14 protein-coding genes and 1 tRNA gene are annotated in these 12,472 nt (G+C 69.1%); 6 read left to right on the forward strand and 9 right to left on the reverse strand.

Annotated elements, in window-relative coordinates:
* Positions 1 to 39: 39 nt before the first annotated feature.
* Together AC5Y36_RS17435 and AC5Y36_RS17440 are read right to left on the reverse strand one after the other, a co-directional pair.
* A complete protein-coding gene (locus AC5Y36_RS17435; protein ID WP_500042194.1) occupies positions 40 to 762 on the reverse strand; it encodes a PadR family transcriptional regulator in 723 nt (240 codons plus the stop codon).
* A 96-nt stretch (positions 763 to 858) separates the two neighbouring features.
* Positions 859 to 1,689: an RDD family protein gene (locus AC5Y36_RS17440; protein ID WP_500042195.1), complete on the reverse strand. Its 831-nt coding sequence runs from the start codon at positions 1,687 to 1,689 to the stop codon at positions 859 to 861.
* Between the two features lie 94 nt (positions 1,690 to 1,783).
* Here AC5Y36_RS17440 and AC5Y36_RS17445 point away from each other — a divergent pair, with 94 nt between their 5' ends.
* Complete coding sequence (locus tag AC5Y36_RS17445) at positions 1,784 to 2,776, forward strand: stage II sporulation protein M (protein ID WP_500042196.1); 993 nt, start codon at positions 1,784 to 1,786, stop codon at positions 2,774 to 2,776.
* Positions 2,777 to 2,782: 6 nt separating this feature from the next.
* Here AC5Y36_RS17445 and AC5Y36_RS17450 read toward each other — a convergent pair whose 3' ends face one another.
* Genes AC5Y36_RS17450 through AC5Y36_RS17470 form a run of 5 tightly spaced genes read right to left on the reverse strand, consistent with a single transcriptional unit; the run spans position 2,783 to position 8,111 of the window.
* A complete protein-coding gene (locus tag AC5Y36_RS17450; RefSeq protein ID WP_500042197.1) occupies positions 2,783 to 4,105 on the reverse strand; it encodes a DUF58 domain-containing protein in 1,323 nt (440 codons plus the stop codon).
* Complete coding sequence (locus AC5Y36_RS17455; RefSeq protein ID WP_500042247.1) at positions 4,105 to 5,154, reverse strand: AAA family ATPase; 1,050 nt, start codon at positions 5,152 to 5,154, stop codon at positions 4,105 to 4,107. The genes AC5Y36_RS17450 and AC5Y36_RS17455 overlap by 1 nt, the downstream gene beginning before the upstream one ends.
* Positions 5,085 to 6,221, reverse strand: a complete 1,137-nt coding sequence (locus tag AC5Y36_RS17460) for a DUF4350 domain-containing protein (RefSeq protein ID WP_500042198.1) — start codon at positions 6,219 to 6,221, stop codon at positions 5,085 to 5,087. Before AC5Y36_RS17460 ends, AC5Y36_RS17455 begins: the two co-directional genes overlap by 70 nt.
* Complete coding sequence (locus AC5Y36_RS17465) at positions 6,218 to 6,868, reverse strand: DUF4129 domain-containing protein (RefSeq protein ID WP_500042199.1); 651 nt, start codon at positions 6,866 to 6,868, stop codon at positions 6,218 to 6,220. The genes AC5Y36_RS17460 and AC5Y36_RS17465 overlap by 4 nt, the downstream gene beginning before the upstream one ends.
* A gap of 13 nt (positions 6,869 to 6,881) precedes the next feature.
* Positions 6,882 to 8,111, reverse strand: a complete 1,230-nt coding sequence (locus tag AC5Y36_RS17470) for a DUF7847 domain-containing protein (protein ID WP_500042248.1) — start codon at positions 8,109 to 8,111, stop codon at positions 6,882 to 6,884.
* A gap of 146 nt (positions 8,112 to 8,257) precedes the next feature.
* Between AC5Y36_RS17470 and AC5Y36_RS17475 the strand changes: the two genes are divergently transcribed.
* Together AC5Y36_RS17475 and AC5Y36_RS17480 are read left to right on the forward strand one after the other, a co-directional pair.
* Positions 8,258 to 8,722: a GatB/YqeY domain-containing protein gene (locus AC5Y36_RS17475; RefSeq protein ID WP_500042200.1), complete on the forward strand. Its 465-nt coding sequence runs from the start codon at positions 8,258 to 8,260 to the stop codon at positions 8,720 to 8,722.
* 329 nt (positions 8,723 to 9,051) lie between these two features.
* A complete protein-coding gene (locus AC5Y36_RS17480; protein ID WP_500042201.1) occupies positions 9,052 to 9,531 on the forward strand; it encodes a hypothetical protein in 480 nt (159 codons plus the stop codon).
* 241 nt (positions 9,532 to 9,772) lie between these two features.
* Here the strand turns inward: AC5Y36_RS17480 and AC5Y36_RS17485 are convergent.
* Positions 9,773 to 9,846 (reverse strand) — tRNA-Pro (locus tag AC5Y36_RS17485).
* A 193-nt stretch (positions 9,847 to 10,039) separates the two neighbouring features.
* Between AC5Y36_RS17485 and AC5Y36_RS17490 the strand changes: the two genes are divergently transcribed.
* Positions 10,040 to 10,186 carry a hypothetical protein gene (locus AC5Y36_RS17490; RefSeq protein WP_500042202.1) on the forward strand — a complete coding sequence of 49 codons (147 nt, stop codon included), beginning with the start codon at positions 10,040 to 10,042 and terminating at the stop codon, positions 10,184 to 10,186.
* A gap of 4 nt (positions 10,187 to 10,190) precedes the next feature.
* Here the strand turns inward: AC5Y36_RS17490 and AC5Y36_RS17495 are convergent, their stop codons facing one another.
* On the reverse strand, positions 10,191 to 11,147 hold the full coding sequence (locus tag AC5Y36_RS17495) for a metallophosphoesterase (protein ID WP_500042203.1): 957 nt from the start codon (positions 11,145 to 11,147) through the stop codon (positions 10,191 to 10,193).
* 111 nt (positions 11,148 to 11,258) lie between these two features.
* Between AC5Y36_RS17495 and AC5Y36_RS17500 the strand changes: the two genes are divergently transcribed.
* Together AC5Y36_RS17500 and AC5Y36_RS17505 are read left to right on the forward strand one after the other, a co-directional pair.
* Positions 11,259 to 12,056, forward strand: coding sequence for a prolipoprotein diacylglyceryl transferase (locus AC5Y36_RS17500; RefSeq protein WP_500042204.1), 798 nt, complete (start codon positions 11,259 to 11,261; stop codon positions 12,054 to 12,056).
* The gene (locus AC5Y36_RS17505) at positions 12,053 to 12,466 is read left to right on the forward strand and encodes a hypothetical protein (RefSeq protein ID WP_500042205.1); all 414 of its coding nucleotides are present in this window, start codon (positions 12,053 to 12,055) and stop codon (positions 12,464 to 12,466) included. Before AC5Y36_RS17500 ends, AC5Y36_RS17505 begins: the two co-directional genes overlap by 4 nt.
* Positions 12,467 to 12,472: the final 6 nt, after the last annotated feature.

Raw genomic sequence — 12,472 nt, forward strand, 5'->3', positions numbered from 1 at the left:
TGAGGCGTCGTGAAAGTGCCACTCGGCGCGCAAAGAGGATCAGTCTTCGCCGAGGATGTTGTACACATCGCGACGAGCACTGTTGAGGATCTCGACGATGCGCTGCTGCTGCTCGGGTGTGGCGGCGTGCGCCGACTGCCCAACCGCTCCGAAGAGCTGCCCGACGGCCTTGCGCAGGCTCAGGTGGCCCGGGTCGGCGCCTTCGGCGATCTCCTCCCAGGGCGGGGTTTCGATCTTCTCGGCCGCGGCGCGGCCCTCCTCGGTCAGCTCGAAAAGCTTCTTGCTGCCGCGGGTGTCGTTGCCGACGATCAGGCCTTCATCGACCAGCAGCTGCAGCGTCGGGTACACCGAGCCGGGGCTGGGCCGCCAGAGGTCCTGGCTGCGTTCGGCGATCTGCTGAATCATCTCGTAGCCGTGCATGGGCTGCTCGGCGAGCAGGGCGAGGATCGCGGTGCGCACATCGCCGCGGCGACCGCGGTGGCCGCCGCGGCCGCCGCGACCGCGCCGTCCACGGGGCCCGGGACCGAAGCCGAAGCCCGGGCCGAACCCGGGACCGAAATCCGGGCCGAAGCCGGGACCGAAGCCCAACGGCGGGCCGTCGTGGCCGGGGCCGTGGTCACGCAGCTGGGCCCGCAGATCGCGGCGGGCCTGACGCCGGGCCTGGTGCAGCACACGCCGCTGCGCGGGCCCGAAGCCGAAACCGAAGTCGTCGCCCGGACGGTCCGCGAAGGGGCCGCCGAACGGGGGAAAAGGAGTGGTCATAGAGGTGTCTCACTTCTGGGTAGGGAAGCGCCGTCTGCGCCTCCGATATGATCACGATATATCGGAAACTATCGACTGGCAACCCTGGGCGACCGGCTACCCGGGTGGAACGAAGCCCTCGGAGGTCGCGACCGGTACCGCGGGCTGTGCGGGAGGTGGCGACCAGCTGGCCGGATCGGATGGCGGTGTCGGGCGCAGTCGCATCAGTTCCCGACGATGCCGTTCAGCCAGCACCGCCGCCAGCATGTACTGCGGCGGCGTGCCGGGTGGCGGGGGCGGTGAGATGCGGGACACCACCTCGCCGGCCAGCTGGTAGGCCAGTTGATCACGCATGCGGGGGTCGAGTTGTGGTGCGCGGGCGAGGAATTGGCGTGCTCGTTCGGCCTGGTCGGAACTGAGCCCGGACAACTGCAACGAGGATGCCCACACCGCCAGCGACGGCGGCATCACCGGAGGAGGCGCCATCCGCGGCCCGCGCTCGCTGATCACGACCGTGCCCGCGAAGATGTCACCGATCCGCTTGCCGCGCGGCGACAGCAGGCTGCAGATGACCGCCGGGCTGCCGGCGAAACCCCAGATCTCCACCACCGAGGCCAGTGCGCGAAACAGCGCTTGCCGGAAGCGTTCCGGGCCGCCGTCATCAGAGACCACGCGCAGACCCATCACAAGCTTGCCCAGCGTGCGGCCGCGGGTCGCGGTTTCGAAGACAACCGGATAGCCGATCAGGGCCAGCACCGTGAAGATGATCAGCAGTGCGGCGGACAGCGCGTCGTCGAACTGGCGCAACGTGAACGCCCACAGCGTTATCCCGACGAAATACGCCGTGAAGATTACCGCGATGTCGATCACCGCCGCGACCGCGCGAACCGGCAGCTGGGCGACCTTCACGTCGAGTTCGACGGCGTCCCCGGTCACCACCTTCGACATACCGACACGGTACCGCCAGCCGACTACGCCGTGTCGGCGCCGACTCGCTGCGCTCGGCTGCGCCGCGCTGGCCACTCCCGTTAGGCTTGCCCGCGTGGACGTCGACGCGTTCGTGCTGACGCACCGCGGCACCTGGGACCGGCTTGACGGGCTGATCAAACGCCGCCGGCGGTTGGACGGCGCCGAGATCGACGAGCTGGTCGAGCTGTATCAGCGGGTGTCGACGCACCTGTCGATGTTGCGGTCCGCGTCGGCGGATTCCGCGCTGATCGGTCGGCTGTCCAGCCTGATTGCCCGTGGGCGGGCGGCGGTCACCGGCGCCCACGCGCCGCTGAGTCAGGAGTTCATCCGGTTCTGGACGGTGTCGTTCCCGGTTGTGGCCTACCGCGCCTGGCGGTGGTGGCTGGCCACGGCAGTAGCGTTCTTCGCGGTGGCCGTGGTGATCGGGTTCTGGGTGTCGGGAAGCCCCGAGGTGCAATCGGCGATCGGGACTCCGGCGGAGATCGACGACTTGGTCAACCACGACTTCGCCTCCTACTACAGCGAACACCCCGCGGGGGCGTTCGCGCTGCAGGTCTGGCTCAACAACTCGTGGGTGGCGGCGCGCTGTATCGCCTTCGCCGTCCTGCTGGGAATTCCCATCCCGCACCTACTTTTTCAGAACGCCGCCAACCTCGGACTGATCGGCGGGCTGATGTTCGACGCCAACAAGGGTGACATCCTGCTGGGCCTGCTCACCCCGCACGGCTTGCTGGAGTTGACGGCGGTGTTTCTAGCCGGCGCCGTCGGGATGCGGTTGGGCTGGACGGTGATCGCTCCCGGGAACCGGCCCCGCGGCCAGGTGCTCGCCGAGCAGGGTCGCGCCGTGGTCGCGGTTGCCGGGGGACTGGTGGTGACGCTGCTGGTGTCGGGCCTGATCGAGGCATTCGTCACGCCGTCGCCGCTGCCCACCTTCGTGCGCATCGGTATCGGGGCGCTGGCCGAGGCGCTGTTCCTCGGTTACATCGTGCATTTCGGGCGCAAGGCGATCGCCGCGGGTGAGACCGGCGACATCGACGACGCTCCCGACGTGGTGCCGACGGGTTAGCGCGCGCTACAACTTGCCGGTGGCTTTCATCGCCAGGTAACGATCGGCCAGCGCGGGCGCGATGTCTTCGGGCGGGGCGTCGACAACCTCCACGCCGGCGGCCCGTAACCGCGAGGCCATCGCCCGCCGGTCGTTGCGGGAGCGTTCGGCGGCCGCGGCGTCGTACACCGCCGCGACATCGGATCGCCCGCCGGCCAGCCGGTCGACGCGGGGGTCGGCGACCGCGGCCAGCAGCACGTGGTGTTTGGCCGACAATTGCGGCAGCACCGGCAGCAGTCCCTCGTCCAACGCGGCCGGGTTGAGGTCGGTGAGCAGCACCACCAGTGCGCGGCGTCGCACCCGACGTCCGATGGCGGCGACCATTGCGGTGGCGTCGGATTCGACCAGCGTCGGCTGCAGTGGGGCCATCGCCTCCACCAGCCGGGCCAGCAGTTCGGTGCGCGACGCCCCGAACACCCCGGCCCGTGTCACCCGGTCGTGGGCGAGGAAATCGACGTGGTCACCGGCGCGGGCGGCCAACGCCGCCAACAACAGCGCAGCATCCATCGACCAGTCCAACCGAGGCCACCCGCTCGGGTCTCCGGCGGTCGGGTCCACGCCGACGCGACCGGCCGCCGTGCGGCCGGTGTCGAGCACGATCACCACCCGCCGATCCCGTTCCGGGCGCCAGGTGCGCACCACCACGTCCGAGCGCCGGGCGGTGGCCCGCCAGTCGATGGAGCGGACATCGTCGCCGACGACGTATTCGCGCAGCGAGTCGAACTCGGTGCCCTGGCCGCGGATCAGCACCGGCAGCAAGCCGTCGATCTCGCGTAACCGGGCCAGCCGGGACGGCAAATGCTTGCGGGACAGGAACGGTGGCAGGATCCGCAGCTGCCCAGGCACCGACGTTGCGCGCTGTCGGCCCGCCAACCCCAGTGGCCCGATCGAGCGGGCGGTGACCGCGGCAGCGCGCTGGTCACCGCGACGGATCGGGCGTAGCCGGGTGCTCACCTGCCCGCCCGAGCCGGCCGACAGGTCGACGCGGTGGCTGCGTGGTTCGGCCCGCGCACTGGGCGCCCAGGCGTCGCGAATCTGCCCGCGGAACCGGCGACGGCCGCCGTTGCGGATCGTCAGCGCGGCGTCGACCGGCTCGCCGAGGCGCGCCGAGCCGTCCGGGGACCGGCTGAACTGCAGCGCCCGCGGACTGGCCGCCAGCGCGACGTCGAGGCCCACCAAGATCAACAGTGCGGCCAGCAGCACCACGAAAGCCGTCTGCGGCCAGGGTGATACCACGATCGGCCACCCGCAGATCAGTGCGACCAGCGCGGTACGTCCGGTCAGGATCACTAGCGGGGTACCGGGACCGACGCCAGGATGCCGTCCAGCACGGCATCGGGGGTGGCGCCTTCGAGTTCGGCCTCCGGGCGCAGCGCGACCCGGTGTCGCAGCGTCGGGCGCGCCATCGCCTTGATGTCGTCGGGGGTGACGTAGTTGCGGCCGGACAGCCAGGCCCACGAGCGTGCGGTAGCCAGTAGCGCGGTCGCCCCGCGCGGCGAGACACCCAGTTGCAGTGCGGGGGACACGCGGGTCGCCCCGACGATGTCGACGGTGTAGGCGAGCACGTCGTCGGCGACCAGGACATGGCGAACCGCGTCGCGGCCGGCAGCAAGCTCGGCCGGCCCGGCCACCGGGCTGATCGCCGACAGGTCGCGCGGATCGAACCCCTGAGCATGCTGGGCCAGGATTGCGATCTCGGCGTCCCGCGACGGCAGCGGCACATTGAGTTTGAGCAGGAACCGGTCCAGCTGGGCTTCGGGAAGTTGGTAGGTGCCCTCGTATTCGATCGGGTTCTGCGTGGCGGCCACGATGAACGGATCGGGCAGTGGCCTCGGCTCGCCGTCCACGCTGACCTGACGTTCCTCCATGGCCTCCAGTAGCGCGGCCTGAGTTTTCGGTGGGGTGCGGTTGATTTCGTCGGCCAGCATCAGGTTGGTGAACACCGGCCCGGAGCGGAACGTGAACGCCGCGGTGCGGGTGTCATAGACCAGCGAACCGGTGATGTCTCCGGGCATCAGGTCCGGGGTGAACTGCACCCGTTTGAACTCCAGCCGCAGCGCGGCGGCCAGCGCGCGAACCAGCAGCGTCTTCGCCACACCCGGGACGCCTTCGAGCAGCACATGACCTCGGCACAGCAGGGCGATCACCAGCCCGCTGATGATGGGATCCTGCCCGACAACCACTTTGGCGATCTCTGCGCGCAACGCCAGCAGCGCTTGGCGTGCCGCCTCGGCTGCCTGAGGGTCGCTGGGGGCCGACGGAGTTTGGGTCACGAGCGGCTGACCTGCCTTTCGATGTGGTCGAGTTGGTGGGCGAGCTGAACCAGGGCAGCGTCGGATTCCGGTGTCGGCCCGAAGAGTTGGTGGTGCAGCACGGTGGGGTCGACGCCGCTGCGGGCGGCCGCCGCCATCACCACCGCCGGAGGCGGGTCGTTGACCGCGAGTCCGAGCCGGGGTCGAAGCCGCTGCAGTGCGGCGGTGCGCAACGCCTGGGCGGCGCGATCCCGGGCGCGTCGGGACCGATACAGCCGACCGCGGCCTTCGACGGTTTCCGACGCGCGCACCACCACCGGGAGCTCCTCGGTCACCAGCGGGCCGATCCGTCGTCCCTTCGCCAGCGCCAGCAGCACCACCACCAGGGTGAGCTGCCAGACCAGCCAGGTCACGGCATCCGGGATCAGATCAGAAAGGGTTGCCGCATCCGATGATTCGCCCTGTGCGTGTTGGGGTGCATACCACAGCAGACGGGACTTGGCGCCGGCGAGATTCATCGCCAGCGCCGCGTTCCCGTCGGTCAGCAGGCCCTCGTTGGTCAGGAAGTAGTCGCTGCCGACCACCGTTACGGTGCGTCCGTTGTCGCGGTATTGGACCAGTACGCCATCGTAGCAGCTGGTCACCGGCACGGCGGCCCGGTAGGTCTGGGCGGTGCGAAAGTCCACTGTTCCGGCCCGGTTCGCCGCGCGCAGCCCGCAATCGGGCTGATGGGTGAACATCAGGGTTCCGTCGGTGTCGATGGCGGGGGCCAGTGCTTTGCGGGCACGGCTGGTGGGCTCCACCAGCAGCAGGTCGCCGGGAACGTGCGCCAGCCGCCGCATCAATCCGTCGTCGGACAGTCGACGGGTTTCAGCGATCAGCAGCAGTGTGTCGGTGCGGGATTCGCGTTCGACGTCGGCGAGTTCGTCGGCGACGACGACCTGCACGCCGTGATCACGCAGCAGCGCAACCAAAGCGTGGGTGCCCTGGGGCTCGGTGGATGCCGGGTCCATGCGGCCGCCGGAGCGGGGGGCACTGAGGTAGGCGCCCAGAGCCGCGGCCGCGGTGATCATCGCCACCGCGATCGAAACCCACAGCCAGGTGCGCCATCGGCCGGTGCGTGGGGACGGTTTCCGTTGCGCGACATCGGTCATCGGACGTGCGCCCAGGTCTCTGGGGTCGGATGCGCGGTGGCGGGCTCGCCGGCGGGTGCCCGCGACCGCAGATGGTCGTCGAGGTCGACGATCATCCGGTAGCCGGTTTCGGTGCCCGGCACAGAGCCGTAGGTAACGTCGTTGAACGTGTTTGCGGCGCTGACCAATTCGGAGGCCAGCTGGGGGAGCGCGGCGCCCGCATCCTGGGCCAGCTCGTTGGCGGTGCGGCCCGGCACAGGGCCGAGCACCGCGGACTCCTCCAATTGGCGGGCCACCGCGCGCAGCCGGTGCCGAATTGCAACGGCCCAGTCCCCTGCCGCCGCATATCCTTCGGCGGTGGCGCGATGTTGAGCCGCACTGAGCACCGTCGGCCCGAACAACTGGCGGTTGCCGCCCCGGTTGGTCCGCAAGGTGTTGCGTGCGATCCGGATTGCCACCACGGCGGCGATCACCAGCAGGATCAGCAGGACGGCGAGGGTGAACCAGCCACCGGGGACCTTGGCGCTCTGCACCAGGATGTGCCGCAGCAGCTCCTCGACCCAGTTGATGAATTGTTGGGATAACGAGTCTTTGGGATAGATCGGTTTGGCGAGCTCGTGCTGCGCCGCATCGCGGGCGCCGTCGCGGTCGATGTCGATACCGGACATGCTCAGCGGAGCCTCACATCGGCCGGGTCAGCCACAGGCTGTCGCTGGACTGCGTCTCGGCCGGCCCGCGCGCGGCGCCGGTCTGCAGCACCAGGTCGAACGCTTCGGCGCGGATTCGGCGGTCGGTGTAGAGCAGCACCGTGACGCCGGCGGTAAAGGGAGCGGTGATGATCTCGCCGATCGTCGACCCCACCGCGGACAGCACGGCCGAGGCTATCGTCGGCCCGGGCGCGCCGGCGTTGACCGTCATCAGTGCACCGGCGATGGTGAACGGTGAACCCACCACACCGGCGATCAGTGATGCCACCAGACCGGCCAGCACGATGATGCCCAGCACCCGCCAGAAGCTGTTGCGTACCAGCTTGAACGACCGCTGGATGGCGGCCATGATCGGCAGCTGTTCCAGCACGATCACCGGCGACGCGAAGCACATCATGATGGCCAGGTAAACGGCGCCGGCGATCGCCGCGGGGACCAGCAGGATGCCCAGCAGGATGGCCGCGGGTGGCCCGCCCGCGGCGGCTGCGGCGATCAGCACCAGTCCCACCACTCCGGCGAGGACGCCGGCGCCGACGGCGATCAGCGCCGCCAGACCGATGAGCGGCAGCAGTCGGCCGCGGACTTTTTCCCATGCCTCGCCGATGGTGATCGACGACCCGAACACCGCGCGGCCGACGACCACGGTCAGCATGCCGCTCAGCAGGATGCCGCCCAATCCGGTGGTGATGAACCCGGCGAGGGCGGTGGCGGACTGGACCGCCAGATCGGTGCCGGAGTAGGTGGCCGAGGGATCCATCGCCGACCGGCGCAGGCTGGCCAGCGGCCCGATCTGGACCACGAGCATCGCCAGCTGCATGACCACCACCACGACGACGGTCAACCCCAGGGTGGTCTTCGGGTTGGCCCGGACGTAGCCGACCGCACCGTTGAAGATGTCGCTCAACGTCAGTGGACGCAGCGGGATCACACCGGGCTTAACCGCCTGTGGGGGCCCGTAGCCCGGTGGTGGGTAACCCGGGGGTGCTCCGTAACCCGGCGGTGGACCATACCCCGGCGGCGCGCCGTACGGCCCGTAACCCGGGGGCGGATAGCCCGGCCCGTAACCCGGGGGTGGATAGGCGGGCGCGTAGCCCGGCGGCGGACCGTAGCCAATCGCCGGGTAGTTCACCGGCGGCCCATAGCCGGGCGGTGGCCCATAGCCGGGTGGCGGTTCGGTGGGATAGCCGGGTGGCGGCGGGCTCACCACGCGGGGCGGCCAGCGGGGTCGACGGCGGAAACCATGGCTCCATCCTGTCGATCGCGACGGCATTTCTCAACGCCCCGGCGACGCGGCCCCTACCGACCGGAGGTGTCGCGGGGCTGTGTGCACACCGGCGTAGCGTTCCTGGCATGGCGGATCTCAAGGCCCAATTGCGGGCGGACCTGACGGCGGCGATGAAGGCTCAGGACAAACTGCGCACCGCGACGTTGCGGATGTTGCTGGCCGCGGTCCAAACCGAGGAGGTGTCGGGAAAGCAGGCGCGAGAACTCTCCGACGACGAGGTGCTCAAGGTCTTAGCCCGGGAATCGCGCAAGCGTGCCGACGCGGCCGAGATCTACACCCAGAACGGCCGCGGTGAACTCGCCGCCGCCGAACACGCCGAAGCCCGCATCATCGACGAGTACCTCCCCACGCCGCTGACCGACGCTGAGGTGGCTGACGTCGTGGATACCGCGGTCGCTCAAGTGGCGGAGCAACTGGGTGAGCGACCGGGCGTCAAGCAGATGGGCCTGGTGATGAAGGCGGCGACCGCCATCGCGGCGGGCAAGGTCGACGGCGCACGGCTGGCCGCCGCGGTCAAAGACCGCCTCTGAGCGCACCTGGCCGATCCCGCAACGGGAAAGCGGTGGACAGCCCAACCGCCCGCTTAAGGCATACACTCGCGACATCATGACCAGTGTGAACGAGCCGTGCCCCGACGGTTTGCAAGGCTAACGCCTGATGTGATGGAAACCGATTTGGATTCCGAGGGTTTGTTTCGGCGCTGGGCCCTACACGGCAGATGGGTAGTGGGCAATGCCGGTGTCGACGATTACGACAACGTCGGCCCAGGCAGCCCATTCAGCGGCCTCAACGATATGCATCGCGCCGGATGGGCGCAGAACTTTGGTGTCATCGGCACCCCCACCCCCAGGGCCACCGCATGGGCTTGAACAAACGCCTCGCGTGGGTCATGACGCTGCTGATTGCCTGTCTGCTGTCTGGGTGCGACAACTTTCGCAACTGGCACGGCGACCAATGGGCAAACCCCGAGTATGTCTTGAAAATCGATATTCCCTCGGAAGCAACAGATGCCGAAAAGCAGTTTGACCCTGCCATCGCTTACGACATCAAGTTTCTGATGCCTGATGACCAGTGGCGCAACTACGCCGCCAAGTATTACTCGGCCGACGAGCTCACCGCGAAACAGATTGCCGGCGAGGAACTTCCTCCGGTGTGCTCCCCACGAGACCGTGTGAAACTCACCGAATGGTCCGCGTCCGGGCGCACCCCGTACATGAAGTCCGCGGACATCACGGCGCGCCGCTTCCTGTGGACGCTGCCGGGCTGCAAGCCGGGCCAGGCGTACGTGCACTGGAGGCTTATACCGCCCAAAGAGACGACCACATCTCGGAGCACCTGACGGGACTCTGTCGCGGGACCAGTACGAGCGCAGGTCTTCAACACGTCGGTCAGCCACCGTGAAGGGGTTTCCGGTGGTCACACCGCACGACCTCCGCCGCCTCGCGGCTTCCCTGGCAACCAATGCAGGCGCCAACGTCGAGGCTGTCCAGACCATGCTCGGTCACACCTCGGCAGTGCTGAACGCAAGAAGGCCCCGACCGGATTGACCGGTCAGAGCCCTCTACCTGCAACAACCTGAGTCGGGGTGGCGGGATTCGAACCCACGACCTCTTCGTCCCGAACGAAGCACGCTACCAAGCTGCGCCACACCCCGCGTGAAGCCACGACAGCGTATCGCACCGGCCCGCCGCCGCACCAAATGCGGTGCTGGGCTGCGCCGACGCGACGCGGGTCACACCGGCGAAGCGGCGGGAAATGCCTCACAGTACGGCGCGGGAACAGAGCTCTGACCGGCGGTGTTGGGCAGACTAGTGGATAGCGCTTGAGTCAGGACGAGGGAGCGGATCATGACGGTTTTAGGCGGAGCCCTCTACGCCGGATTCTTCGGCGTGGCAGCCCTGTGGCTGGCGGCGACATCTCCCGACCGCGACACCACCGACACCGGGGAAGACGTCCCCCAGCCGGAACCGGTTCGGGTCGGGTCGGGCCGCTAGACCCTCAGCGCACCGAGACGGTGGGCTGCGACTGGTCCAGCGTGGTCACCGAGTCGAAACCACCGGTGGGTGCGCCGACCAGGGTGAGCAGGGTCGCTTCCGGGCGACAGCAGAACCGCACCGGCGCGAACGGCGAGGTGCCGATCCCCGCAGACACGTGCAACCCCATCGTCGCCCCCCACCGCGACGCGCCTTTGGCGCGAGACCGATCCAGCCCGCAGTTGGTGACCAGGGCGCCGTAGAACGGCAGACACAGCTGCCCGCCGTGCGTGTGCCCGGCCATGACCAGCTGGTAGCCGTCGGCGGCGAAGCGGTCCAACACCCGCGGCTCGGGGGCGTGAGTCAGTCCCAACCGCAGGTTGGCGGCAGGACCGGCGGGGCCCGCGATGGTTTCGTAGCGATCCCGTTTGATGTGCGGGTCGTCCACCCCGGCCGCTGCGATGTGCAGCCCGGCCACCTCGAATTCGCGGCGGGTGTGGGTCAGATCCAGCCAGCCGCGCTCGGTGAACGCCGCCCGCAGATCCTGCCAGGGCAACGGCTCACCGTGTATCCGATGGGTGGGCTTGACCAGGTAGTTGGCCGGATTCTTCGGCCGCGGCCCGAAGTAGTCGTTGCTGCCGAAGACGAACACGCCCGGCACCGAGAGCAGGTCGCCCAGCGCCTGCACGACGGCGGGCACGGCCTTGGGGTGCGACAGGTTGTCACCGGTGTTGACCACCAGGTCGGGCTCCAGACGGGCCAGTTCCCGCAGCCAGGCCTGCTTATAGCGCTGTTGGGGCCGCATGTGGATGTCACTGATGTGCAGCACCCGCAGCGGTGACGAACCGGGCGTCAAGACCGGCATGGTCACGTGGCGCAGCGCGAACGCATTGCGCTCGATGACCGAGGCGTAGCCGATTCCGAGCGCTGCCACTCCCAGTGCGGCGGCGGCGGTTCGTGTCAAAGCGGGTGGTGCGGACATGGAGAAATCCTACTGCCTGGCGGGGACCCGCGTGGCCGCTCGCGCGGCGACTCGGATGACCGGGCCGCCGGCTTGGGCGGTGCCCGGCCCCACCGCCCATAAGCTGTCGGAATGATTCCGCACTGGCGGATCGGCCCGCTCACGCTGCCCGTCCATGGGGTGTTCGTCGGCCTGGGTGTAGTGGCGGCCCTGGCGGTGTTCCTCATCGAGGCCCGCCGTCGTGGCGCGATGAGTGAGCAGTCGCTGGTCGCGGTCACCGGCGCGCTGGTCGGTGGGGCGATCGGGATACGGCTCTCGGGTTGGGCGCGGCATCTGGATGTGCGGCTGAACCCGACGCTGGTGCAGGCGTGGGAGTTCGGGGCCCGCAGCATCCTGGGCGGGTTGCTGGGCGCCTACCTGGGCGTCCTGATCGCCAAACGACTTGGCGGCTATCGCGGCAAGACCGGCGACCTGTTCGCCCCGGCGGTTGCGCTGGGCATGGCCGTCGGCCGGATCGGCTGCCAGCTGACCGAGGCGCCCGGACGCCCGACCAGCCTGCCCTGGGGGATTCACGCCCCCGCCGACACACCGCACTGTCCGGGATGCCTGTCCGGGCAGCCGATGCATCCCTCGTTCCTCTACGAGATCGCGTTCCAGCTGTGCGCATTCGCCGTTTTGCTGTGGCTGCGTCCCCGGGTCGCCCAGCCCGGTGAACTGTTCGTTCTCTACCTCGCCGGCTACGCGGTGTTCCGGTTCGCGGTCGAGTTCACCCGAGCCAACGACACCGTCTGGCTGGGACTGACCCGCCCGCAATGGTTTCTGCTGCCGTCGCTGGCCATCGTCGCCGTCCGGCTTGGCTACGGCTACCGGCGCGGCTTCTACGACAGACTCTGGAACACACGGCCCACCCGGGAGGAAATCCCCGCATGACCAATCCGCCGCCCCCCGAGGGTTGGCCACCCCCGCCCGGCGGGTGGCCGCCACCTTACGGCTCGCAGCCGCCCTACCCGTACGGCCCACCGCCACCCCCGTCCAACGACACCGCCCTGGTCGTCGGATTGGCGGTCGTCGGCGCGTTCATCTACTTCGTCATCAACTTCGTCGCCGGGCTGATCGTTCTCGTCGCCGCGGATGCCGCCGGCAATCAGCAGGCGGTCATCGCAGCCGGAGCGGTGCTGTTGGCGCTGCTGGCGTTCGGCGGCGGCGGGGGTCTGCTGGCGCTGCGCAAACCCTGGACGAAAGGACTGGGACTCGGTTTGATGATCGGCTGGGCGCTGACGTCGCTGGTCACCGTGGGTATTTGCACCGGCCTGAATCCCTCGCTCTACCAGGGCCTCTGATGGGCG

The organism is Mycobacterium sp. NGS50, from assembly GCF_059812545.1.

Excerpts from the sequence above, each read along its gene's own strand:
- AC5Y36_RS17435 (WP_500042194.1), bottom strand. The coding sequence starts at position 762 with ATGACCACTCCTTTTCCCCCGTTCGGCGGCCCCTTCGCGGACCGTCCG.
- AC5Y36_RS17440 (WP_500042195.1), bottom strand. The coding sequence starts at position 1,689 with ATGTCGAAGGTGGTGACCGGGGACGCCGTCGAACTCGACGTGAAGGTC.
- AC5Y36_RS17460 (WP_500042198.1), bottom strand. The coding sequence starts at position 6,221 with ATGACCGATGTCGCGCAACGGAAACCGTCCCCACGCACCGGCCGATGG.
- AC5Y36_RS17465 (WP_500042199.1), bottom strand. The coding sequence starts at position 6,868 with ATGTCCGGTATCGACATCGACCGCGACGGCGCCCGCGATGCGGCGCAG.
- AC5Y36_RS17475 (WP_500042200.1), top strand. The coding sequence starts at position 8,258 with ATGGCGGATCTCAAGGCCCAATTGCGGGCGGACCTGACGGCGGCGATG.
- AC5Y36_RS17480 (WP_500042201.1), top strand. The coding sequence starts at position 9,052 with ATGGGCTTGAACAAACGCCTCGCGTGGGTCATGACGCTGCTGATTGCC.
- AC5Y36_RS17490 (WP_500042202.1), top strand. The coding sequence starts at position 10,040 with ATGACGGTTTTAGGCGGAGCCCTCTACGCCGGATTCTTCGGCGTGGCA.
- AC5Y36_RS17495 (WP_500042203.1), bottom strand. The coding sequence starts at position 11,147 with ATGTCCGCACCACCCGCTTTGACACGAACCGCCGCCGCCGCACTGGGA.
- AC5Y36_RS17500 (WP_500042204.1), top strand. The coding sequence starts at position 11,259 with ATGATTCCGCACTGGCGGATCGGCCCGCTCACGCTGCCCGTCCATGGG.
- AC5Y36_RS17505 (WP_500042205.1), top strand. The coding sequence starts at position 12,053 with ATGACCAATCCGCCGCCCCCCGAGGGTTGGCCACCCCCGCCCGGCGGG.